Source organism: Chitinophaga niabensis (assembly GCF_039545795.1).
Taxonomy (GTDB): Bacteria; Bacteroidota; Bacteroidia; order Chitinophagales; family Chitinophagaceae; genus Chitinophaga; species Chitinophaga niabensis_B.
This window is the reverse complement of the sequence record NZ_CP154260.1, coordinates 6,974,614-6,999,704: the sequence shown is the minus strand read 5'-3', so window position 1 is coordinate 6,999,704 and position 25,091 is coordinate 6,974,614. Positions and strand designations below refer to the sequence as shown.

Annotated in this window: 14 protein-coding genes; 4 read left to right on the top strand and 10 right to left on the bottom strand. The window is 45.0% G+C overall.

The genetic code is table 11. From position 1 onward, the window contains the following. Window positions 1-54 precede the first annotated feature (54 nt). The 4 genes from AAHN97_RS28190 to AAHN97_RS28175 all read left to right on the top strand — a co-directional run bounded on the left by AAHN97_RS28190 (window position 55) and on the right by AAHN97_RS28175 (window position 6,451). Complete coding sequence (locus AAHN97_RS28190) at window positions 55-3,141, top strand: SusC/RagA family TonB-linked outer membrane protein (RefSeq protein WP_343305401.1); 3,087 nt, start codon at window positions 55-57, stop codon at window positions 3,139-3,141. 29 nt (window positions 3,142-3,170) lie between these two features. Beyond that, window positions 3,171-4,952: a RagB/SusD family nutrient uptake outer membrane protein gene (locus AAHN97_RS28185; RefSeq protein WP_343305400.1), complete on the top strand. Its 1,782-nt coding sequence runs from the start codon at window positions 3,171-3,173 to the stop codon at window positions 4,950-4,952. 17 nt (window positions 4,953-4,969) lie between these two features. Then, the gene (locus tag AAHN97_RS28180) at window positions 4,970-5,827 is read left to right on the top strand and encodes a glycerophosphodiester phosphodiesterase family protein (RefSeq protein ID WP_343305399.1); all 858 of its coding nucleotides are present in this window, start codon (window positions 4,970-4,972) and stop codon (window positions 5,825-5,827) included. Between the two features lie 87 nt (window positions 5,828-5,914). After that, entirely contained in the window at window positions 5,915-6,451 is a 537-nt protein-coding gene (locus AAHN97_RS28175; RefSeq protein WP_343305398.1) for a pyridoxamine 5'-phosphate oxidase family protein, read from the top strand. Between the two features lie 82 nt (window positions 6,452-6,533). Here the strand turns inward: AAHN97_RS28175 and AAHN97_RS28170 are convergent, their stop codons facing one another. The 10 genes from AAHN97_RS28170 to AAHN97_RS28125 all read right to left on the bottom strand — a co-directional run bounded on the left by AAHN97_RS28170 (window position 6,534) and on the right by AAHN97_RS28125 (window position 24,463). Further along, the gene (locus AAHN97_RS28170; protein WP_343305397.1) at window positions 6,534-7,919 is read right to left on the bottom strand and encodes a Gfo/Idh/MocA family protein; all 1,386 of its coding nucleotides are present in this window, start codon (window positions 7,917-7,919) and stop codon (window positions 6,534-6,536) included. Window positions 7,920-8,014: 95 nt separating this feature from the next. Continuing rightward, entirely contained in the window at window positions 8,015-9,337 is a 1,323-nt protein-coding gene (locus AAHN97_RS28165; protein ID WP_343305396.1) for an esterase/lipase family protein, read from the bottom strand. Window positions 9,338-9,474: 137 nt separating this feature from the next. Further along, a complete protein-coding gene (locus AAHN97_RS28160) occupies window positions 9,475-10,980 on the bottom strand; it encodes a redoxin domain-containing protein (protein ID WP_343305395.1) in 1,506 nt (501 codons plus the stop codon). 10 nt (window positions 10,981-10,990) lie between these two features. Next, window positions 10,991-12,442, bottom strand: coding sequence for a RagB/SusD family nutrient uptake outer membrane protein (locus AAHN97_RS28155; RefSeq protein ID WP_343305394.1), 1,452 nt, complete (start codon window positions 12,440-12,442; stop codon window positions 10,991-10,993). Between the two features lie 5 nt (window positions 12,443-12,447). Beyond that, the gene (locus AAHN97_RS28150; protein WP_343305393.1) at window positions 12,448-15,963 is read right to left on the bottom strand and encodes a SusC/RagA family TonB-linked outer membrane protein; all 3,516 of its coding nucleotides are present in this window, start codon (window positions 15,961-15,963) and stop codon (window positions 12,448-12,450) included. Window positions 15,964-16,250: 287 nt separating this feature from the next. Beyond that, window positions 16,251-17,372 carry a FecR family protein gene (locus AAHN97_RS28145; protein WP_343305392.1) on the bottom strand — a complete coding sequence of 374 codons (1,122 nt, stop codon included), beginning with the start codon at window positions 17,370-17,372 and terminating at the stop codon, window positions 16,251-16,253. 70 nt (window positions 17,373-17,442) lie between these two features. Then, complete coding sequence (locus AAHN97_RS28140; RefSeq protein WP_343305391.1) at window positions 17,443-18,006, bottom strand: RNA polymerase sigma factor; 564 nt, start codon at window positions 18,004-18,006, stop codon at window positions 17,443-17,445. A 135-nt stretch (window positions 18,007-18,141) separates the two neighbouring features. Beyond that, window positions 18,142-19,674, bottom strand: a complete 1,533-nt coding sequence (locus tag AAHN97_RS28135) for a DUF5689 domain-containing protein (protein WP_343305390.1) — start codon at window positions 19,672-19,674, stop codon at window positions 18,142-18,144. 26 nt (window positions 19,675-19,700) lie between these two features. Beyond that, a complete protein-coding gene (locus tag AAHN97_RS28130; RefSeq protein ID WP_343305389.1) occupies window positions 19,701-21,221 on the bottom strand; it encodes a SusD/RagB family nutrient-binding outer membrane lipoprotein in 1,521 nt (506 codons plus the stop codon). Window positions 21,222-21,232: 11 nt separating this feature from the next. Continuing rightward, window positions 21,233-24,463, bottom strand: coding sequence for a SusC/RagA family TonB-linked outer membrane protein (locus AAHN97_RS28125; RefSeq protein WP_343305388.1), 3,231 nt, complete (start codon window positions 24,461-24,463; stop codon window positions 21,233-21,235). Window positions 24,464-25,091: the final 628 nt, after the last annotated feature.

Below are 25,091 nucleotides of genomic sequence, written 5' to 3'. Positions count from 1 at the left end.
AACATGCTCATTCGGAGCATGCGGGGAAACTATTGTCAAAACAGAAAAAACAATATGATGAAATTCAGATCTCTAACAATCAAATGGTGGCTATGCCTGGTAACATTTGCTTTTTCAATTTCATTGAAAGCACAGGAGAAACCACAACTTACCGGTATTGTGACATCCGAAAAAGGAGAAATACTGATAGGTGTTGGTGTAAGTATTGTTGCAACAGGTACTAACGAAAAACAAAATCTCTCTACCAATGAAAAAGGTGTATTTACAGTATCAGGCCTGAAGCCCGGTAATAAATACCAGCTTTCGTTTTCCTTCATGGGATATGAAAAGTATGTGATCAAAGATTTCGCTATCAAAGCCGGAGCTAACAATTCATTGATCGTACGCATGAAGGAAGCACCCGCTGACCTCAATGAAGTAGTAGTGATCGGGTATGGTTCTGTACTTAAAAAGGACCTGACCGGCGCCATCTCTACCATAAAATCAGAGAAAATAACAGAAGTAGCTGTAACCAATGTTACACAAGCCCTCCAGGGACGCGTAGCTGGTGTAATGGCACAAACAACTTCCTGGAAACCAGGTACCACTGCACAGGTAAGGATAAGGGGCGCACGTTCCATCACTGGCTCAAATGAAGTATTATATGTGGTAGATGGCATGCCCCTTACAGATGGTGCAGAGCAGATCAACCCAAACGACATTGAAACCATCAACGTATTAAAAGATGCGTCTGCTACTGCGATATATGGTAACAGGGGTGCAAATGGTGTGATCATCATTACAACAAAAAAAGGCAAACCGGGTATAACCACCGTAGAGTATAACGGTTACTATGGTGTACAAAAGAACCGCCCCATGCCTGAATTAATGAATGCCGCAGAGTTTGTAGAATATTCCCGCGAAGCGCAGCGTAATACACTGGGTGGCGCTTATGATCCTAAACCCAGCCGCGACCTTGACTTTAAGAATGATCAGCTGGTAGCCACTCCCTACATGTTGAAGAACATGGAAAATGCATGGGCAAGCGGCACTTACGATCCCTCCAAACTGGTGAGCACAGACTGGATGAGCTATGGCCTTCGGACCGGCAGCATGCAGGACCACCAGGTAAGCGTACGCGGCGGAACAGATAAAACCAAACTCCTCATATCCGCCGGTTATTTCAACAACGTGGGTGTGGTAAAAGATCAGGATTATACACGCTATAGCATTCGCGCCAATATCGATCACAGTATCAGGGACAACATCAAGGTAGGTACACAATCCCTGTTCACCAGTTCACAACTGAATGCCGGCTGGAATGAGATCTTTGACACGTATGGATTAAAAAGCTTCAATCCGCTCGCCTCTCCTTATGCAGCAGACGGAAAAACGCTGGCATTATACCCCACCAACAACACGCGTACACCTAACCCCATCACCAATTTTGGTAATACCAAACGCCTGGTGAAACAGGATCGTTATATCGGAAATTATTACCTGGATGTTTCTTTCCTGAACGGGTTTAACTTAAGGTCTAATGTGGGTCTTGATTACCGCGGCACACAAAACCTCAATTTCAACAAAGCCAATACTGCTTCCGCGGGTGGAGAAGCGCCATCCAGTACTTCTAATGGTGGTAATAAAAGATTCATGTACACCTGGGAAAACATCCTGAGCTATAATAAATCTATTGGCGACCATAATTTCTACGCAACCGTAGTACAATCCATACAATCTGAAACCACTGAAAGTTATGGTGTTTCCGTAAGAGACCTCCCTTATGATCAGCAGCTGTATTACAATGTGGGCAGTGCTTTAACGATAAGCGGCGTTTCCAGTGGTTACGTACGTTCCACGCTGGCTTCCTTTATGGGAAGGTTGAACTACAACTACAAGAACAAATATCTCGCTACCTTCTCTACCCGTTATGATGGCTCATCCGTATTGGCAGTAGGGCATAAATGGGTAGCATTCCCCTCTGTAGCCCTGGCATGGCGCCTGAAAGGGGAGAACTTCCTGAAAGATGTAAAAGCTGTCAATGATCTGAAACTCCGCTTAGGCTGGGGCAGAACAGGTAACTCCGGTGGTGTAACGCCTTATATTACCTGGGGCAGCCTCTCCACCGTAAGATATGTATATGGCGAAACTTCCAAACTGGGCTTTGCACCTACGGACATGATCAATCCTAATCTTAGCTGGGAAACTACCGGGCAGTATAACATCGGACTTGATTTCTCCCTGCTCAGGGGCCGTATTTCCGGTAGCATCGAAGCATATCAGCAAAACACCAGCGATCTCTTGCTCGATCAGCAATTGCCCACTGTGTCCGGCTTTGATAAGATCCTCGTGAACATTGGTAAAACAACCAATAAAGGATTTGAAGTAACCATCAACACCGTGAACGTGTCCACCAGCAAATTAAAGTGGAGCACAGACTGGATCTTCGCTACCAATAAACAACGGATCGTAGAACTCTACAATGGAAAAAATGATGACCTGGCATCCGGCTGGTTTATCGGCCAGCCTGTTAAAGTGATGTACGACCTGAGACCTAACGGCATCTGGCAGGATACGGATGCAGATAAAGCCGAGATGGCCAAATTTGCTGTTAATGGCGCAGTCTACAAACCAGGAGATATCAGGCCGCTGGACCTGAACAAAGATTATAAGATCGATGCGGCGGACAGGTCCATCTTTGGTCAGCAGGATCCGAAATGGACAGCCAGCCTGGGTAACAACATCCAGTATGGTAATTTTGATGCCTCTGTTTTCATCTATGCCAACGTAGGCCAGACCATTTATCATAATCTTGATATGCGTTTCGATGGCCGCTATAATCAACCTAAACTGGATTACTGGACGCCCACCAATCCAAGCAAAACCTATCCCCGTCCGTTCCTGGGGTCAGCTGGTTTAAACTACCTGGGCATCCTGAACTATTACGATGGTTCTTTCATGCGCGTGAAGAATATTTCCCTCGGTTATACACTCCCTGCACATGTTGTACAAAAAGCCCATTTACAGAAATTCAGGATCTATGGCAGTGTACAGAATCCTTTTGTTGTCACTAAATTCCCCGGCACTGATCCTGAAGGAGCTACCGGCTTTAATGAACCAAGCCTGACCATGTACCTGCTGGGTGTGAATGTGGGTTTCTAATATTTTCTTAATACTATAAACAGAGATAAATGAAAAAGATATATGCGTGCCTTGCGGCTGTTATGGCAATCACTTCTTTCTCCGGCTGTTCAAAATTCCTGGAAGAGAAAGTTATTTCCAAAGTCTCTTATCAGCTCTATGAAACGCCGGAAGGTGTGGAAGGGGCACTGACCGCAGCCTACAATAACTTAAGACTGGCAGTGAATGGCGAACGCGCTCTCACTTTCAGTGATGCCGGAACAGACCTGTTTACAGCAGGATCTGATGGTGACAGGTCTTTTAACCAATACCTCGCTACCCTGAGTTCTTTGAGCGGTGATGTATCTGATTACTGGGATTATCACTATTTCGGCATCTCCCAATGTAACGTAACATTGAATTATTTGCCTAAAGTAGCCATGGATGAAAACAGGAAGAAAATAGTGGAAGCAGAGGCTAAGTTCCTGCGTTCTTTCTATTACTTCGAACTCATCCAGCATTTTGGTAATGTGCCCCTGGTACTCACTGCCATCGATAAAGTGAAAACAGATTTCAAACGTGCGCCGGTGAAAGATATCTATGTTACCATTATTGCAGATATGGTAACGGCTGTTGCACAATTGCCGGTAACACCTGCAGAACAGGGCCGCGCTACAAAAGCTGCTGCTGCACATCTGCTGGCAAAGATCTATCTCGCAAGAGGAAGTGCTGTTTCTGCAGAACAAAAAACCATCCGCGGTTCAAAAGCAACTGATATTGACAGTGTTATTTTCTATGCCGGCCAGGTAGTGCGCCAGGAAATAGGTAAATATTCCCTGGTACCGGATTACACCCAGCTGTTCGATATTGCTAACCAGGTGAACCCTGAGGTGGTATTTGCCGTGCAGTTCACTACCAACACCCTGAACAATGGAAGCGGTAACAACCAGCACCTGTACCACGTTCCGCAGTACGATGCTGTGAACACTAAAATACTAACCCGTACCACAGAATATGGCCGCCCTTACCGCAGGGTCCGTCCTACTCCCTATGTGTACACAGGCCTGTTTGGTGCTACCCGTAAATATGATTCCCGTTTCGCGAAATCATTTGTATGGGCTTACATCGCCAACGTGGCAGCAACAGGTATTACCACTACTGCCGGAAATAAAATAGATGTAAAACCAGGTGATACCGCTATCTGGTTCACGCCAACACTTTATGCCACACAGGCAGAACAGGATGCTGCCACACAGGAAAATAAACGTTTCTCTTATTTCTTCCCCCTGAACTTCTACCTTCCTTTTTCCAGGAACAACATCTTCCCCGGCCTGAAGAAATGGCTGGATAAAACGCGTATCACCGCCAATGATACCAATGGTTCTAAAGACTGGATGGTATTCCGTTATGCGGAAACATTGTTACTACTCGCGGAAGCTTATGGCCGCAAAGGTGAATACGAGAACGCTGCCAAATATATCAATGAAGTAAGAACACGCGCTGCATACAAAGATGGTGAAATGAAAACCACCCAGTACTGGACGTTTGAAGGAGGAAGTTATGCAGACAGAACTGCCAGCACCATCCCGCAAATGCAGGTGACTGCCTTACAGATCAGCAATAATTTTATTGATTTCATACTGGAAGAAAGAGGCCGTGAAATGCTGGGCGAACTGAACAGGTGGGAAGATCTGGACCGTTGTGAAAAGCTGGTAGAGCGCGTGAAATTATATAACCCGGATGCACAGAATATCCGCGACTTCCATGTACTGCGCCCGATCCCGCAAACACATATCGACAGGCTGATCCCGAAAGGCCCGATCCAGGAAGAACAAAACATTGGTTATTACTAAACTAAAAATACACCCGTATGTTCAGAAAAGTTTTATTTGCAGCGTTATTGCAGGTGGCCGGTTCTTCCATAGTATGCGCACAGGAAACCGCGCGTTTTAAAGAGATAAATAAAGCGTTTTTGTCTCCTGACTCAAAGATCGTATTGATCGCATCACACAGGGGTACACATAATGATTTCCCGGAAAACTCCATGGCTTCATTCAAAAGAGGTATAGAATTAGGCATTGATATACTGGAACTGGATGTGCGCCATACCAAGGATGATTCCCTGGTAGTCATGCACGATGCTTCTGTTGACAGAACAACAAACGGTACAGGGAAAGTATCCGATCTTACTTTTGAAGAAGTAAGGAAACTGCGCCTGAAGTTCAATGGCCAGTTAACAGAAGAAAAGGTGCCCACACTGGAAGAAGCACTGAACCTCGCAAAAGGTAAAATACTGGTGGACCTTGATATTAAAACCAACCGTGTTCCCCAGATCATCAAAGTGGTAGACAGAACACAAACTGCCAGCACTACCATGTTCTTCTTAGGCCGTGGCATTTATGCGAAAATGGTGAAAGAGCAAAACCCCGGTTTCAGAACATTAGTGAGAACTCATCAGGCATCAGATATTGATTCACTCTTTGCGATCACTAAAACAGAAGCGGTTCACATTGATCCTTCTCACAACACAGTAGAAGTAACTGCCAAAATAAAGAAGAACGGTGGACGCGTTTGGATCAACGCACTCGGTGAAGTGGACAAAAGAGCTGCCGCCGGAGACCTGGAAGCTTATGGTGAATTGCTGAAAAATGGTGCGAATATGATACAAACAGATTACCCTGCTTTGCTGATGAAGTATCTGAAAAGTAAGAATCGCTATTATAATTAACACAACTGAAACACTGAAAGGCTCCGGAGATACCGGAGCCTTTCATTTATGGCATGGTTTTGAACCCGATATTCAAAAACGTGCATCATGGACAGTATTAACCGGCAACAGCCAGAAGACAATCATGAAGACCTGCAGGGCAACCCGGCTGTCAAAAAGCTGAAAGAACTTGCAGAGAAAGCGGAAAGCTGTTTCTTCTGTACACGTATAAAAACAGGAGAACAATTCTCTACCCGCCCAATGGCTACATTAAAAGTGGATGATAACGGAACCTGTTGGTTCCTGAGTCCTAAAGACAGCCATAAGAACGCTGAAATTGCAGTAGATCCTGCAGTACAACTGTTGTTTAAAGGAAGTACCCATTCAGATTTCATGACGCTGTACGGCAGGGCTTCCATCAATGACGATAAGGAAAAGATAAAAGAACTCTGGAACCCGCTCATCAAAACCTGGTTCACAGAAGGTATAGATGATCCCCGTATCTCCGTGATCCGGTTCATTCCTTTAGAAGGTTATTACTGGGATACCAAACATGGGCAGATTGTGGCATTTGCGAAACAGATCGTAGGAGCGCTCACCGGCAAAACACTGGACGATTCCATTGAAGGAAAAATAAAAGTATAAAAACATGTTGCATATCACGCAACAGCTCAAAGCAAAAGAGACAGCCAAACAGCTGTCTCTTTTTTTATTATCCGGCAGAACGCTACACTTTGTAGTACTGCTCCCAGCCCTTACGTGGCGGAGGCCCAACAAGTAAATCGTTTGCATGTTTATTATTAGTAACAATCTTCTTCTCCCTATCAAATTCAATTTTACTGCCTGTCCATTGCGCCATCACACCGAGGCAGAACATTTGGCTCAAAGGCCCTGCGATGGAGAATGGAGAACGGGTCTGCTCCTGTCCTTTACAAGCCAGCAGGAAGTTGGCAAAGTGATTGGAAGGACTTTTCGGTACTACCGGCAATTTGCTTTCCATCTCTTTTGCTTTCTCTTCAGGAATGATAGACAGTGTGCTGCCATGTGAACCTCCTTTAAAGGTTAGTTCCTTACTGTAAATGATCTTACCCGGATTGAGCTTAGCAGGTTTGATCGCTCCTGTACTTGGCGGCGGAATGTTTGGATCAAGGCCTGATACACCATATCCTGCAGGGATCGGCGGCAGGTTATCTACCCCATCATACCAACTCACTTCCAACGGTGGCATATCACCACGTTTAGGGAATTTGAAGGATAAGGTGGTGGAAGTTGGATAGAAGAAATTATTGTGGCCGGTTAATTTCACCGGGTTCACTTCGTAAGGCAGGCCCAGATCCAGGAACTGATGTACGGTATCCAGGGTGTGTGCACCCCAATCTCCCAAAGCACCCATACCAAAATCAAACCAGCAGCGCCATTGGCCATTCACAAAATCCTTGTTATAAGTATGCCCCTGTGTTTGCATCTGCCATACATTCCAGTCTAAGGTGTCCGGCGTAGGTTCTGTTGCAGGGAAGTTTTTAATATTGGTATCCCATCCATGCCAGCGGCGGGAGGAATTCATGTGTGCAGTAACAGCTGTTACATCTTTGATGATGCCCGCTTCTTTCCATGCTTTGAACTGGAAATAATTGGCTTCGGAATGCCCCTGGTTCCCCATTTGGGTGACCACTTTAGGATATTTCTTCGCCGCTTTCATCATCAGTTCCACCTCATTAAAAGTGCGTGCCATTGGCTTCTCAACATATACATGTATGCCAAGCCCCATGGCCATCATCGTAATAGGAAAGTGGGAAAAGTCGGGAACGCCAATAGATACCGCCTCGATCTTTTTGCCCATTTTATCAAACATCTGCCTGAAATCCTGGAACCTCGGCACGTCAGGGAATTGCTTCAATGTATCCAGTGTATGCGGTGCACCCATGTCCACATCACATAATGCCACAATATTAGCCAGACCGGTTTTATACAAAGCCTGTATAATTTCTGCGCCACGGTTACCAATACCAATGCAGGCCAGGTTCACTTTTTCACCCGCTTTCAGCGGTTTGCCGTTTGCCATCAATATGCCGGGAGCAGCAACTGCCGCAGACGCCAGCATAGCTTGTTTCAAGAACGACCGTCTTGAATATTCATTATTCATACGTGTAATTATTTATAGTATTAACATTCCAAAATACATAAATAATTTACAGAATCATATGAATTTTACTCCACTGTACTCAGCAGCCGGGCAATGTTGGTATAAAATGGTCTTACGGAGAAGAAATAACCGATGCCGATCACATCAAAATGGTCGTACCCGTTATATACACCCACATGGTTCCATACACCCTTTTCCAGTGGAACCGCAGCATCGTAGGGCCTGATAATACTACCCGCCGGGCCGCTCATCCCATAAGTATTGGCAGCACCATCATTGGGCCACCATTTGGAATCTATCACTATTTTACCGGGAACGTTGCGGGTGTAATTACCAATACCCATCAGTATCGGGGTAGGATAAGCAACCGGCATCAATACCGGGTTCATATCCAGGCGGGGATATTCCCAACCTGTGAGCAGCCCATGGAGAGAGGCTTTGGTGGTAATGGAGAAGTAGTACACATTCCTGGAATCCGGTTCTGCGGCTTGTGCTACTACAGCTGCTTCTGGTGTAACATCATGCCCGGAATAATCATCTGTGCTCCAGATGTCACTCTCCTCTACCCTTTGCGCATAGGCATTCCAGCTTTCGCCTGGTTGCTGCTCCAGGCCCCATTGTTCCAGGCTGAAATCGTAGATCTTTTCTATTCCCGGAACAATCCCCGCCAACGCAGCCACCCAGGTAACCATTTTACGTACAAACGGAATATTTCCATCCAGCAACACATAGGAAAGTGTGGCGCCATTATGTGGTGTGCTGATGGTAGTAACAGATCTTACCCAGCCGGTTTTATCTCCATTGAAAATAGCCGCGTGTTCTGGATCCGTTCTTTCTGCTGCATTTCCCTGTTCCAGCAATGCCACCAGTTTACGCACAGTAATGCCACCCATGCTATGCCCCAGCAAATGCACAGGATGTTCCGCATCCCATTCCGGATAAATACCGGGAAAATAACGCAGTCGTTTTTGCGCATGCCCAAAATGACTGCTGTGGAATTTCCCGTAATCCACATACCCTCCTTTAATATAATAATACAATTCTATAGCGCGGTCCCAGTTACTGCTTACAGGGCCTACTTTTGCTTCATATGCCGGATACCCGCTAGCAGTCAGGTATTGCGGAATATTGTCAATCCCTCCCCAATAATGATAAAGCCCGCCCATTTCTCCAGGCCCGAAGCCCCCGAGGCCATGTACCATAATAATAGGAATGTGCCCACCACTGCGATGCGTACCGGAATGGCCTGCTGGTAACGGAATAACCTTATCCAATGGAGTTACCGGCTCCATGGCCACTTCTTCTTTTTGTGTAGTAACAGCTGATTCTTTTTTACAGGCAATAGCTAACAGCAATAACAGGATGATGAGGTGGTTTTTCACAAGCATTTCTTAAAGATTTTTGGAGTAAGGCGGCAATATAGAGCATTTAGCCCCTGTGCCAAAGCTAATCAATTGTTAATGAGTGCAAATAAAAGGGCCGCTCCAAAAGGAACGGCCCTGAAAGATCATTAATGGATAGTTAATTATGCCTTCTTATTCAGGAGCAGGTTGATCATCATTTCCAGCTTATCTTCATTTTTTCCATCGATCCGGAAATCATTAAAGATCAGGCGCCCCTCTCCATCGATCAGGAAATTCACGGGAGCGGCTCTCCTGTTATCCATGTTTCCTTTTGCCCTTCCTTCTTCTTCTTCAAGTGGTGTAAAAGTGTATCCGCTACCTTTCATGAAAGGGATCACATAATCATTCTGTTCAGAAACGATATTGATCCCCACGTAATCAACAGGTTTGCCTTTGAATTTACGCAATGCGTTTTCAAAATGCGGAAACTCACCGCGGCAGGGGCCGCAGCCAGGGAACCAATAAGTGAGCAGCACTACTTTGCCCCTGTAATCAGATAAAGAAGCTTTGCCGGGTGTTAAATAACGTTTTAAAGTAAAAGGGGTAGCAGGTTGGGAAATGGCATCCAGTCTTTTCCAGATATCTGTTTCTACCTGTGCAGCATCTTTACCTAATTTAACGCCATAAACGCCGAGTGTTTCTTTCAATTTCACCTCAGGTGTTTTAGAGAAGTACACGATCAGGCTGTCGTAAGCTGCCTGGTTATTACCTGATACAGCAATACTCTCCGCTTTTAAAATGGCAAGGCTGGTGTTAAATCCAAAGTAACGAGGCAGTTTAATTTTATCGATCAATGCTAAAGCTTCTGCACCTTTTTTCTCCGAGATCAGTTTTTTCACTGCCACTACATTTTGTGCGATCGTCAACTGATTCTCCCATCCTTTCATTTCCTCCCCTTTAAACTTCACCATGTCTTCTGCCAATGTAACTGCTTTTGCCGGATCGGTATCCAGTAACAGATCATAGTAAGAACTCATTCCACTGCGGGACCAGCTGAATTTTGCAGGAGAGTAACTGCTTTTCAGCATTTCATAAATTTTCACTTTGTAGTCAATATCCTTGGAATCCGCTGCCAGCCAATACAACCCCTGTGCACCCCGCTCGTTGTCGGGGAAACGTTTTACCAGGTCAAAGATCATGGCTTCGCGTTTCGTATCATCATCCTTGAAAGAATTGGCATAATAAAAAGCATAGGATGCATTGGAACGATCTGATTCTGCTGCTTTCCGCAAATACTCCTTGCCGCCTTTGAAATCGCCCCAGCGTTGTGCATCCGTCCACAGATTACCCCATGCTTCTGTAAAGGCCGGGTCAATGGCTACTGCTTTCAGCAAATAAGGTTTTGCTTTGGGGTTCTCCCTGTTAACATACGCAAGCCCAATACCATAAGGCACCATAGCGGAACGCGGAAATTTCTTCATCCACTTTTCATATTGCGCCACCACCGCAGGTGTATTCACACCCGCTGCTTTTGTATAAGCTTCGTGTACTTTCAGGCTATCAGGTGTAGCTTCCACCGCCGCGATCAGTTTGGCCAGTTCTGCTTTGTCTGTAACAAGCGCTGGTTCTTTCATCTGTGCTACTGCAAGAAGAGGAAATAAGAGTACGAGAACGATTATTCTTTTCATAACAAATATTTTAATAAGGGTTTTGAGTAAGTTGTCCTTTACTGGCATCTATTTCAACACCATTGATCGGAAGAAGATAACGTTTGCTGTCCAGCGTATATGTTTTAGGTGTATTCACATCTATGCCGGTAATGCTTACATTAAAGAAATCACGTGTTACGGCAATATCATCTGCAGGATGATCATTTACGCTCAGGCGGCGGATATCATACCAGCGCATCGCAAAAGGCATTTCCCTTCTTCTTTCTTCCAATACCTTTTTTATGGCATCATTTTTATCAGCGGCCGTCAAAGCAATATAGGTGCTCATTCTTTTTAACCGCAGCATATTCACTGCATCCATGGCAGGGCCTGCCTCGTTCTTACGTGCCAGTGCTTCTGCCTTATTCAGCAACACTTCTGCTACCGTTGGGCCTGTTGGCGCATTCCTGCCATCGCTGAACATGGTATAACGGAAGGTAGCCGGCTCCACTACGCTAAACCTTCTGCCACCGTTCGGCATCATCAGGTTTTTATACCGCAGATCATTCGCCTGATCATAAGATGCCAGCAAAGCAGCACTGGGTATAAACCACTGTGAACCATTATAGATATACCGCGTATAATAAAACTCGGTCCAGTACAGGAATTTAGCTGCCACCCAATCATTCAGTTCATTGTAGTTTAGCGTAACAGCCGGGTTGGCATAAGTGGTAGCCCTGCCCGGGATCAATGTTTTATAATCCACCAGTTTGGCCGTTGTAGTGGCCAGTGCTTTATTCGCTTCCTCAATACTTTTATCATAATCTCCGGTGAACAGGTAGTACCGGCTCATAAATGCAGCAATCGCTTTTTGGCTGATCCGCCAGGCTCGGCGCGGATCAACATCATCGTATGCAGTTTTCTTTGCTTCTGCAATATTCTCGAGGATGAAATCATAAGTTTCCTTCAACGTGGCCCTTTTAAGGGAACCGGTATAATCAATGCTGTTTTTGATGGGCAATCCCATGCTGTTCATATTCGCTTCAAGATAAGGCGCACAGTAATGATTCACCAGTACCCAGTAAGAATATGCCCGTATAAAATAAGCATCGGCCCTTACCCGATCCCTCGTTGCCTGATCTCCTGTTACATTATCAATATTGGCAAGGATAAGGTTAGCAGTGAAGATCTTCTTGAATTCCGCATTCCATAATGCATCCGCAGCTGCACCTATCAATCCATCCACACTGAAAACATAATATTGCATATTATCAATAGTAAATGCACCAGGGTTCTTTTTATACAGGTCTTTTGTTATTTCATTATCATCAGTAGAGTATACTGAGGTAATATCCGCCTCTTCATAAAAAATTGGTGCATTATCCACCAAAGCTTCCAGCTGGGCTACTGTTTGAATGCTGGCCTGTTTCTTCGGTTCTTCTTCCAGGTATTTTTTACATCCGGCCAGCAGGATGATCCCTGTAATTATATATAGCTTCATAATTCTTAAAATTGAAGGTTTACACCAAATGTATAAGTCTGCACAGGCCTGTTTGTACCCGGCAGCCAATCTGGATTATAGCCTTTGCTATTGGCTGCCCATATCAGGCCCAGGTCCCTGCTTTGTGCAAAGATCTTCAGGTTATCTATCTGCATGGTGTTGATAAGTCTCCTGGGTAAATTGTATTCCAGCGTCAGCTCTTTACATTCTATATAAGAAGAACTTTCAACAAGGCTGCTCAATGCCGGCGCATAACGGTCCCACAGGTAAAGTTTGGTTTCATTGGGATTTGCAAAGCCCGGAATATCAGGGTTACCCGCTAATACATCATTCACATATTTATTCACAAATACTTTACCGCTACCCACAGTGGCCGCATAGTTAAAGCCGGGATTACGGTAAACCCCACCCATTTTGCCAACAAATATGGCGGTCAGCGTAAAGTTGTATGCCTGAATGGTATTCACCCAACCCAATGTATGCGGTGGGGTGGTGGTACCTTCATAATTCAGAAAAGGTAATCCCAGCCCACGGTTGTACAGGGCCACATCATTGAACGATTGTAAACTTCCTTTGGGGCCGGCCACTTGTGGTATACCATCCTTCATCCCTTTATAAGTAAAGGAATATACTGCATTCACCGGGCGGCCTTCCACAAACTCTCCACCTATCAGCTGGTATACATACAGGGAAGGGCTGTAAAGACTATTGATCCTGTTATGATTGTAGGCATAGTTAAAGGAAGTAGTGTAACGAACAGGTGTATTCGGTATATCAAGGTTAGCGCCTATGGTCAGTTCAATTCCTTTATTGGTGATCCCTGCATTATTGAATTTCTGAATAGTGGTACCGGAAGCTGCAGGCAAAGCAATATTACCGATGATGCCCTCTCCTTTTTTATTATAGATATCTATAGATCCAAAGAGTTTGTTCTTCAGCATCGCAAAATCCAATCCCAGGTTGGCACTGGTTGTTTTCTCCCAACGCAGGCCCGGATTACCATTATCTGCTATCGTAGCCGTGATGGTACCGGTATTTGCATTCAGGCTGCCGCCCACATTCAACAAGGCTTTGGTGGAAGTAGACCTTTCCACGTTCCCGTTCTTACCATAAGTAACACGGAGTTCCAGGCGGTCAAACAACTCCACATCCTTCATGAAATTCTCCTCCTTTGCATTCCATTTAAAACCTACAGACCATAATGGCGACCAGCGCAATGCCGGATCATCTGTAATAAAATTGGAAGCATCACTTCTCATGCTACCTGAGAGGGTATATTTGTGATCATAAGTATAAGAGGCATTACCATAAAAAGAAACAAACTTGTTCCGTTCCCAGGTGAATACTGTATTTCCGCCAGGAACGGTAGTAGTGGCACCCGTAAAATTCGTCAGCAGATCTAGCGAGCTGCCATAACCATATGGTGGTGCGGTAGTCTGGAGCTTATCAGAAAAATAACCATATACATAAGGGTTGGCCTGGCTGCTACTGGTAGCCTGAGACAACTCCATCCCGGCAATAACTGAAACGCCGTGTTTTCCCTCGAAGGTCCTGTCAAAACTAAGTTGATTGCGGATCAGGTAACTCTCCAGGTTGACATTACTCATATCAAACTGGCGGCCACTGGCATCTGTAAAAGTCCGTGGTTTTAAAATACCACCTTTGGGCAGGAAGGAACGCCCCACCGTTTTCGTATTATTATTATACTCCGTAAGCGTATTGTTTAAACTCCGGGCATAGAAAGTATTGTCACTATAAAAATCTGCATAATCTGTTTTGCCTCTTTCGTACTGGAATTTAGCATCAAAGCTGAGTCCTTTCATCAGTCTCACATTCAGGCCTGCCTGTATCCTGGCGTTTAGGGCCTCACTGCTTAGCTTTCTGCTGTTCACCTCACGCAGCAGGTTGTAAGACCAGTCTGAATAAGGGAATTTATTAAATGGGATCAGTGCCAGTTGTTCCCTGTTGTACGTTTTCAGGTTAGTACCATAACTACCGTCAGGGTTCAGCAACATTTCATAGGGAGACAGTTCCTGGATCTCTGTAATGGTAGCACCGCTGGTTTCACGTTTTCTGTATTGCAGGTTAGCGCCGATGTTAAAATTCAGGAACTTTGTAAGTTTAAAATCATTATTCAGATTGAGATTGAAACGATTGGAATTATTTCCCTTGTAAGCACCTTTTTCACTTTCATACATCACGGAAGCATATGTTTTAGCACGGTCCGTTCCTGTTTGCAGGCTTACATTATATTGGTTAAGGATGGCTCTTTGCATCAGCAGGTCCCTGATCTGGGAGCGGTTGCTCGTTTTGCTCAAAAGGTCCAGCCCTGCATTCATATCAGCAGTGCTGATCTTTCCATTCTTATTTGCAAATAAAAGTTCCTGCGCCAGTGTCAGTGAATTAGTAACATCCGTGAAACCGCCTGCGTATGGAAAAAAGAACCAGCCATTATCAAAAGCTTTCCGCTCATATGCCACCTGATCTCCTGAGTTGGCCTGTGTAAGTACCTGGTCAAGATCCACCATTTTGGAGATCCTGGTGAAGGCACTGGCGTTCACCTGTAATCTGCCGCCTGTTCTTGCTTTTTTGGAAACGATCACAATCACACCGTTTGCTGCACGCGCGCCCCATATGGAAGCTGCCGCAGCATCTTTTAATACAGTTACAGACTCTACATCGTTAGGATTAATATCAGAAAAGTCACTGCTTGCTATCGGGAAACCATCCACTACAATTAAAGGCCTTCTGTCTGCATACAAAGTGGTATTACCACGAATGAGGAAACTCATGCTGCCATCTTCGTTTTCTTTTGCCTGCATACCTGCCACCAGGCCTTGCAATGCAGTTGAAATATTAGATACCGGCCGCTTGCTCAACATCTCCTTACCTACAGTTGTGAAAGAACCCGTAGCCCTTTCCTTGGAAATGGTTTGATACCCCGTCACCATTACCTGTTGTAATGCTTCTGACGACAGTTCCAGTTGTATGTTCAGGGCACTGCCTTCCTCTGCATACACTTCCTTCGTTTTATAACCTATAAAAGAAACGATCAGTACCGCTTTACCCTGTAACCCTTTTACCTCAAACGTTCCATCCTGATTGGTAGAAACAGTGTTGCTGGTATTTTTAACCCGAACAGTGGCTCCCGGCAATGGTGTTCCTTTATCATCCGTTACCCTTCCACGCACATCTATCAATACCGCGCCTGAAGGTTTCCACAATGCAGGTTTGCGGGAAAGGATAATATCCTTCCCGTCAATCCGGAAATTCAGGGGCTGGTCCTGCAACACGATCTTCAGGAACCCCTCCAGCGGAAGGTCCCTGACCGTCAATGAAACAGGACGGGTATCTTCCAGCAGGTCGCGGTTATAAAAAACCACGTAGCCGGTTTGCTTTTTAATGGTAGCAAAAATGTTCTTCAGGGATACATCTTTCCCGGAAAGTGTAACAGATTGTCCCGATCCTTTAGCGTGTGCACTCAGAAAAACAACCGTAAGTAAAAAAGCGGTCAGTTTCATCACTAACAAGATTTTGGTTAAAGCCCGCGGGCCTGCAGACCGGCATTTCCCGGCCATAGCCCACCCGGGCCTGATAGCAGATTTTTGCATAAATTGCATTGTGTGGTTGATAAATAATTGACTTCTAACATGTGTCGATAGGGATCAGCCAGGCAATCCGGCCGGAGTGGTGCAAACACGCCGGCCTCTTTTTTTAATGGTTGATCTTATACAATAGATGGTTATAGCGGTACTTTAAGTACCACCGGCTCATGTAAATGTTCCATATATGATTAAGTGTATTTTCCCTATTTCCTTACGATCAGCTGCCTGCCTTTGATCTCAAAATGCACCTCGGCATCCCGCAGCGCTTCTATTAAGCCCGCTAAACTTTTATTCCTGCTCAATTCCCCGCCAAAGCGGATATCCGGCACACCACCTGCATACACCACTTCAATATCATACCAGCGCTCCAGCTCCTGCATCACTTCTTTGAAACTGGCACCCTCAAAATTGAAGAGGTCATTCTTCCAGGCCATTATTTTATCAATATCAGGATTGCTCACTACTTTAATACCATCAGATAATTGTGCCTGCTGCCCAGGTTGTAATACCACGTGATCTCCGCGGGACAAACTGCTCACCTTCACAGCGCCTTCCAATAACGTAGTGCTCAATCCATCATAAGCATTAACATTAAAATGCGTGCCCAGCACTTCCACTTTCATAGTCCCTGCCTGCACTGCAAAAGGTCTGGCCGCATCCTTCGCCACTTCAAAATATACTTCCCCCCTTACCTCCACTTTCCTTTCATGACCACTAAATGTAGTGGGATAACGTAATGAGGAAGCGGCATTCATCCATACCCTGGTACCATCGGATAATCTCACCTGGAACTGCCCGCCATTGGGTGTAGTGAGGGTATTAAAACTGATGACATCATCATTGCTCCCCCCATCGTATGTTAGCTGGCCACCGGTTTGCTTTACAGCTGTTCCGCCTTGTTGTATCACCTGGTTGCCCGTACTGTCCAACGTAACCACAGACCCGTCAGCCAGTGTAAGCATGGCTTTGTTACCTCCCGGCGCAACGTCCTGTACCGCCAATGTTTTCACAGCAGGAGATTGCCGGGAAAAACGGTAAAGCCCTCCTGTTACCACTACAACTATAATGGCTGCTGCAGCAGCAAATTTTATCCAGCCCAGGCGTACAGGCCTGCGTTTTGTGATATCGCTGAATATTGCATCCAGGTCATGTGTTGCATCACTGGCAGCATAAGCCCTGTTAGCCAGCGCCTCTCCCCACAAAGCTTCCGCCTCCTGCGCAGGATAATTGTTCCGGATAAATACTTCCAGTTGAGCAAACTCTTCCGGGCTGATGGTTTCATCCAGGTATTTCTGGAACAATGCTTTAAAATCGCTGTCTTGCATTTTGGTGGTATTACATATAATGACGGAGGAGCAGGAAAAAGGAGAACATTCTTTTCAAAAAAAATTATTCTTAATATGAAAGAAGCAGGAAACCAAACAGGAATATCAGTTTGTCCGCATGTTTTTCCAGGTATTTGCGGATGGCCATCAAAGCCCTCACCATATAAACTTTAGAGGAAAGCGGGGTGATCTTCAATTGCAGGGCAATCTCCTCATGTTTAAACCCTTTCAGGCGGCCCAATGTAAACACCTGTTTCAATTGCGGCTGCAAAGTGTCTACCGCCTCCTGCAAAAGCCGACCCAGCTCTTTGTTCTCCAGCAAACGCTGGGGAGTATTTTCGGTATAGGTAAAGTAAGCCTGCAGGAATTCCTGATTCGATTCCCTGAAAACTTTATTATGAAGATGATCGTGAATAAGATTGCGGCTGATGGTATATAAAAAGGCAGGGAAATTACGCACCTCCTCCATCTTCGTGCGGTTCAGCCACACCTTGAGGAAAATGTCCTGTGCCAGGTCCCTGGCCTGTTCCGGAGATTTTGTAAACCGGAGCGCGGCGCCATATACCTGGCTCCAGTAATGCCTGAAGAGTTGCTGAAATGCGTTTTCGTCTCCCTGTGCCAACAGCCGGAGCAAGTCCCTCTCGTTATCTAAATTTTCATACATCAGCCTGTCCCCCTGGCAGTAAATGGTTGATTCAGGCTTAAAAGTAGCAAAAAAAAAAGGTTACTCTATACAGAGTAACCCTTTTATGATGATAGATAGAGAAAATTATTGCTTCAGTACAAAGGCACCTACTCCTTCGATATCAGCGAGTGTGGACGTTTTTTCCAATGTAATATAGTTTTGCGTCCTGGCTTTTGTCCATTTTGCTAATGGTATGCTATACTCACCGCCCAGCAGGTAAAAATAACCCTGGTCTGCTGTAAGATAAGGAACGAACATGGTATTGGTACCTGCTCTGTAATAAGGCTGGTCTTCCAGCGTGATCGGGTTCTTAATATCATACCAGTCACTGTTTGGAATTCTATAACCTTGCGGAGTGGGTGTTGGCGTATATAAACTACCACCTCCATTCACAAACATGGCATCCACCGGTTTGGAATCAACGGTAACATTGATACCTTCAAAGATAGCCACGCCGGTAGCGTTGCCACTGTTGGCAAACAAACCACCCGTTTTAGTACCGAAGCCATCTCCGTCAGTAGTCGTATAATTGAGGCCCCTCACCCATTTAGTAGCAGGAATGGCAGTAGATCCTGAACCATTGATCATTCTGCCGGCGCCGCCTACATAGAAGAAAGCACCTTTAGCAACAGTACCTGTTGTGATATTGATCTTATATGTACGTTGCTGCCCGGTAGCCCATCCCTGGGCAGGATAACCTGTAGGGATAGCTGCATTGGGATTGGTGGTAGCCACCATGGCATAAGGCGTCAGGGCAAAGTTGATATCCTTTGTTGCCATAAACTGTACATACTCATAGTTACCGTCGCCGCCTTTCACATCCGTCATCAGACCTGTGATAACAACAGACGGAATGTCCACAACAGCGCTCAGTATTTTAACATCACCGGACCTGCGTATGCGGAAATCCACGCCAAGTGAGTCAGATTTAGGAGTAGGTTTCACATAAACGATCCCATAATAATTGGCCATGATGGGCAGGGAGGTATTTGCAAATTCGGCATCGGCATCTGATACCAGGGGAATATTAGCAAAACCGTCATTGAGCGTTTTCACACCTGAAAACACATCGCCTGGAACAGGTAAGGGATCAAAACCGCCCTTTACAATAACACCCAAAGTACTTTCATATTTCGCGGGGTTCGCCAATATTAAATGCGCTGGTACCCTTGGTGCAGGAATGGCATTTCCGGAAGATACTTTCCTGATATCTTTGGTTGTAACACCAGTGATCAGCATCCTGCCATCCACTTTCTTCAGCACTTTACCTTCCATTTCAATGATCAGGGAATCACCGGATGTATAATTAGCAGCATCCGCTCCCAACGGTATCGCAATCCCGCGTAATTCATTCAAACGGCGTTTGTCCTGTACTATCAGCAAACCTTCCACCATGTTGCCACCGGCAAAATCAGAAACCACCATGGCAGACAGCTTGGTAGATCCAAGCATATTCTCTTTAGTAAGGGTAAGGTCGGTGCCCTTGTACATACCTCTGATGTCGTAGATAGCTATATAAGGACTGATCTCCCCTCCCGGATAGTTGCCGTATTTCTCACATCCCAGGAACAGGCACAGAGACAGCAAAAAGAAGGAATATATTGTTATATTTTTCATCGTACTTTTTTTGATATTAACAACTATTACGGTTTTTGCCACCACACCTGTGTAGAGATCTGATCTGGCCCCTGTGCGGTTACAGCAAGTTTATAATTAGTAGGATTGGTGGATTGGATCAGCACAGGATAAGTCATCCTTGCCGGCATCACACCATTATTCCTTAAACCGGCGCCTTTAGGTAATACAGGGTGACCTGTACGGCGGTATTCAAACCATTGCTGCAGATCCGCGAGGAAAAGCGCATAGTATTTCTGCAAATGGATCCGCTCCATTTTTAAGTCATCTGTTAATCCCTCTTCCCATTCAATATCAGCCGCTGTCAGGAAGGCCTGGATATCCAGGTTCCAGTTAGGCAACCACATTTTAATGCTCTCACGGGCGCCCGCATTATAGAAGGTAGCAGCAGAACCGTTGATCCATTTCTTTAAAGCGGCCTCAGCAAGAATAAATTTCACCTCAGCTGTATTCATGATCTGCCCTGCCAATGGTTCTGTTTGCATAGAAACGGCAGAGGTATTGGACAAGAAATAGGATTTTTTAGGCGGATTCTCTCCTGCTGCATAACCGCTCGGAATTCCCAGGTATGCTCCGGAAGCCGGGGAAATACCCCATCTGTTAAAAGTTCCGTTACCCCAGGGAAGCGGTATGCTGATCCTTGGATCACTCCAGGCCACCAGGTTATCAATAAAGAAACTGGCCAGGCCTGGCGTTCTGAAATCCTGTTCCCTTACACCACCCACATATGGTGAAACAAGTAATCCTGCACCCGTCCATCTCAGAATAGCAGAATGGCTGCTGTCTGTCATGATAGGATAAGTACTGGCCCTGGTATCTACTATATCCTTGATCTTTGCAATGGCCATCGGAGCTATTTCTGCTTTACCGGAAACCCGCATCAGTAATCTTAATTGCAGGGAGTTGCAGAATCTGCGCCAAAGGCTGATATTCCCATTATAGACCGGGTCGGAGCTTCCATCGATAGCGGTACCGGTTGTCAGCAAAGTATTAGCTGTATCCAGCATCTTAAAGAGTCCCATGTAAATATCCTTCTGCGCATCAAACTTAGGTTCAGTGATACTATCTTCCTTTGCCCTGTTTGATTCGGAAAAAGGTACATCTCCATAAGTATCTGTGAGCATAGAATAGATCCATGCCTGGCAAACAAGGGAAATACCCGAGTAGGACCTGTTGTAATTCAAACCGGAGTCACTGGCAATCCTGTAGATCTCTTTAAAATTGGTCAGTTGGAGATACCAGCCATTATACAGGTAATCTGACCAGTTGGCGCGGTAATCATACCTGAAAACTTTTCCCTCTGCATCACTCGCATCTACTGTTACCTGCATCAACTCGTTATTAAAGTTACGGTTGCGCAACATATTAACGGTAAGGGTCTTTACCAGCGCTGGCCTCAAAAGCTGCGATGGCAATGCTTCCGGAGAAGCATTTGGATTGGTATTGATCTTCGTAAAATCTTTTGTACAAGACGTCACAAACAGACCGAGCATCAACACAACACCTGTGATCTTATATATAATCTTCATTGTTTTTCTGATTAGAAGCCAAGAACTAAGTTAAATCCGAATGAACGGGTAGATGGGAATTGAGCCGTCTCAAAACCTTGTACAATACCCGTATCGCTAATGGTACCGAATTCAGGGTCAAACATCGGCCATGGAGACCAGATGAATAAGTTACGACCATAGAACCCGAGTACTGCCTTTTGCAGACGCAGCTTTTTTATCAGCTTTGGCGAAAAACCATATTCTATACGCGCTTCCCTGAATTTGATAAAGTCTGTAGAGAAAGTACTTCCCTCTGCGTTATCTGCTCCATAATGTGAACGGTAATACTCATCTATATCTGTAGCGAGGGTTGTGTTTTTTACAAACTTCCCGCTTCCATCGTCCATAACACCATTACCGATCATACCACTATATCTGCCCGGAAGTGTGATCTTTGTTTTACCCTGTTCCGCGAGTTTATAGTTCATTAATGAATGTGCAACAGCACCGTACTGTCCATCAAACACGAAGGCAAAGCGGAATTGTTTGTAAGAGAATTCATTTGTCCAGCCCAGCTTCCATTTAGGTGCGGTATTTCCGAGATAAACTATACCTTCAGTGATCTTTGCAAAACCTGTTCTGGCATCGTAGATGATCTGGCCATCCGGAGCACGCTGATATCCTCTTCCATACATATCACCCATACTGCCGCCAACAGTTGCCACAATTGAACCACCGGCGATAGGGCCTGTTCTCAATACAATGAAACTATCCGGCAGGGATTTGATACGGTTCCGGTTAGCAGAGAATACCACATTCGTATTCCACTTAAAGTTTTTAGTTTGAACGGGGGTACCGTTTAAACCTAACTCTATACCCTTGTTATTCACCACACCTGCATTGATAACAGATTCGGCGTAACCGGAAGCCGGGTCCAGCTTACGTTTAATGATCTGGTTATGAGTATTACCTGAATAAACAGCCAGGTCTGCACCTAAACGGCCTTTAAACATTTTCAGCACAGCACCTGCTTCATACGTAACCGTTTTGAGCGGCACCAGGTTACCATTCGCCAATAAGGTGGGATTACTTAATTCTCCATCAGACCCTACTACAGGATCATAATAGTAGGAAGTAAAGTAGGGGGTTGTACCACCGCTACCAACACCTGATGCAGAGAACCGCAGTTTCGCAAAATCCACAGATGCAGGTAATTTTACTACTTCAGACACAATGAAACTCGCGCTGGCAGATGGATAGAAGAACCCTGAATTTTCTGTACGCTCTGGAGTTGCCAGTACGCTATTCCAGTCCTGACGGGCTGTAAGGTCTAAGTAAAGGAAGTTTTTATATCCGCCTGAGATCAAACCATAGAAACTGTTGATCGCATATTTACTTCTGTTGGGGATGGTGATCAACGGCCCGGCACTATTGGCAAATGAGTAGATACCTGGGATCACGAGAGAATCCGCACGCGTTTCATCTTTGTTATAATTATTGCGCAGTGCACTTCCACCTCCTGTAACAGAAAACTCAAAATCACCTACCTTCTTATTATATCTCAACAGGAAGTCTGTACTGCGTTCCATGGAGAAGATATTCTGCGTACGGTAACTACCAAAAGGAAGTTTAGCACCTGCGTCAAATGGACGGCTTTGTGAGCGTTGTTCATATCCAAAATCCACGGAAGTTCTTACCTGGAGGCTTAACTCTTTCGTAAAATTATAGGCTGCCTGCACATTACCAGTTAAACCATTCCGGTCTGAGGCATTGAGGAACTCATAAGAGATAGCATAAGGATTCTCAGGGAAAGTACTGAAAGGATATTTAATGGTTTTGCCTTCCGCTCCCTTTGCCCAATAATTCCTTAACCAATCCGGATCTGCATTGGGTTGCCAGAAGATGTACCAGTACATGATGGACTGGTTACCATATCCTGCTCCCGGCAGGTTATCACTGCTCTTATTGGTATAGTTTATCTTTGAAGAGATCTGGAGCTTATCATTCACTTTGGAATTCACAGACAGGGATACTGTATTACGGTCATAACCTGTATTAGGCAATATCCATTTGTTAGCTACATTGGTGAATGAAAAACGCGCAGTGGTCTTATCCGTACCACCATCTACGCTCACTGTATTGGTCAATGTTCCGGCAGTAGTAAAGAACTTGTTTATTTTATTGGTATAAGGTACCCAGGGTGTTCTTTCCTTACCCACCGTTTGTGTTACCGGATCATACTGGAAGAACTTGCGGTCTTTGTCAAACCTTGGTCCGTATGCAGAACTGGTACCACTGGTGCTGGCACCATCCGCTGTAGTTCCATAGGAATAATAATCCATCCCTTCTGTACCCTGCCCATATTCGTATTGCAGATCTGGCCAGCGGTTCACGGTTTCTAAAGAACCGTTGGAACTGAAGGTAACACCCAGTCCTTTTCTTTTGCTGCTACCTGATTTTGTAGTAATGATCAATGCACCATTTGCACCACGCTGACCATACAATGCAGCAGCACCGGGGCCTTTTAACACGGTGATGGATTCTATATCCTCAGGGTTAATGTCATTCAAACCACTACCATAATCCGCAGGCATGTTATCACTGCTGGTACCATAAGTAGATTCACCACCAATAGCAGTACGGCGACCGCTACCCTGGTTGATCACCACACCATCCACAACAATCAGCGCCTCATCATTACCATCCAGGTTGTTCTCTCCACGGAGCACGATCCTGTTGGAACCGGTAGGACCACTGTTAGACCTGATCAGGTTCACACCCGCGATCTTGCCGGACAATGCATCCGTCCAGTTATTAGATAATGCGTCTGTTAATTGCTCACCTTTTACAACGGTGGCAGAATAACCCAACGCTTTTTCATCACGTTTGATACCTAATGCCGTTACTACTACTTCACCCAATGATTTAGGATCCGGTAGTAATTGCACATTCAATACCTGTGTGGTTTTTACAGTAGCAACATGACTGATATAACCGATAAAAGAAAAAGTGATCTCGGTACCTGTGCCGGAAACAGTGAGGGTATAATTACCCTTTGCATCTGTAACAGTTCCTTTATAGCCGTCCTTTGGTTTAATATTAACGCCGATCAAAGCCTGTCCGTTTTCATCGGTTACCTTACCACGCACTACAATGTCCTCAGCAGGTTTTGCGGAAGACCGGAGTATAGGAGTGGTGGGGTCTTTTACTGTAGACTTGCCAATTGATGTGCCATAGACACACAATTGCAGGCCGGTGATAAGTAGGAAAAATTGTTTCATTCACAATGTGTTTAATGTAATTATAACCTTGCGTTTAGGTTGATATACAGGTTTCAGTTGATTACTTTTTTCTTGCGCAAAAGTAAATAAGCCTTACTTAACCCTATATTAAGCTTATATTATGTTTAAGATGCTTTCAGAGAATTAAGCGGCGCAATTCAAAACATGGAAAATCTGATAAATGATTGGAAAATAATGGTGCATGAACCTGCCGGCATTCATGGTGCTGCATAGCAACATCGTTTACACATGGAATTAATGATTTTGGTTATAGTTTAAAAAAATCCCGGCTGATTAAAATCCGATTCCGTGGAAATAAGGGACAGTGCTAATATAGAGATAAAACGAAATTAAACAAAATTAAATTAGAATTAATTAATCGTAACCATATATGAAACACAATGAAAGTAGCAAGTGAAACAGGCTAGTAGACAAACAAGTAATTGCATGTCAATACATTTATAAATGTAAAAAAGAAGAATTCCTCTCTGCTACCCCCTGAGGAGGGAAGGAAATGAAACTTATCTAATGGTGCAGCGATCAGAATATCCGCACCGTCTGCCACCTGGTATCATTTGTAATAGTCCATAATATATGATTACCGCTCAAGGCACTGATGCATACACAA

What these genes read in the sequence shown, in the direction of transcription:
- AAHN97_RS28190 (WP_343305401.1), top strand. Translation starts at nt 55, where the DNA reads ATGATGAAATTCAGATCTCTAACAATCAAATGGTGGCTATGCCTGGTA.
- AAHN97_RS28185 (WP_343305400.1), top strand. Translation starts at nt 3,171, where the DNA reads ATGAAAAAGATATATGCGTGCCTTGCGGCTGTTATGGCAATCACTTCT.
- AAHN97_RS28180 (WP_343305399.1), top strand. Translation starts at nt 4,970, where the DNA reads ATGTTCAGAAAAGTTTTATTTGCAGCGTTATTGCAGGTGGCCGGTTCT.
- AAHN97_RS28175 (WP_343305398.1), top strand. Translation starts at nt 5,915, where the DNA reads ATGGACAGTATTAACCGGCAACAGCCAGAAGACAATCATGAAGACCTG.
- AAHN97_RS28165 (WP_343305396.1), bottom strand. Translation starts at nt 9,337, where the DNA reads ATGCTTGTGAAAAACCACCTCATCATCCTGTTATTGCTGTTAGCTATT.
- AAHN97_RS28160 (WP_343305395.1), bottom strand. Translation starts at nt 10,980, where the DNA reads ATGAAAAGAATAATCGTTCTCGTACTCTTATTTCCTCTTCTTGCAGTA.
- AAHN97_RS28155 (WP_343305394.1), bottom strand. Translation starts at nt 12,442, where the DNA reads ATGAAGCTATATATAATTACAGGGATCATCCTGCTGGCCGGATGTAAA.
- AAHN97_RS28150 (WP_343305393.1), bottom strand. Translation starts at nt 15,963, where the DNA reads ATGAAACTGACCGCTTTTTTACTTACGGTTGTTTTTCTGAGTGCACAC.
- AAHN97_RS28145 (WP_343305392.1), bottom strand. Translation starts at nt 17,372, where the DNA reads ATGCAAGACAGCGATTTTAAAGCATTGTTCCAGAAATACCTGGATGAA.
- AAHN97_RS28135 (WP_343305390.1), bottom strand. Translation starts at nt 19,674, where the DNA reads ATGAAAAATATAACAATATATTCCTTCTTTTTGCTGTCTCTGTGCCTG.
- AAHN97_RS28130 (WP_343305389.1), bottom strand. Translation starts at nt 21,221, where the DNA reads ATGAAGATTATATATAAGATCACAGGTGTTGTGTTGATGCTCGGTCTG.
- AAHN97_RS28125 (WP_343305388.1), bottom strand. Translation starts at nt 24,463, where the DNA reads ATGAAACAATTTTTCCTACTTATCACCGGCCTGCAATTGTGTGTCTAT.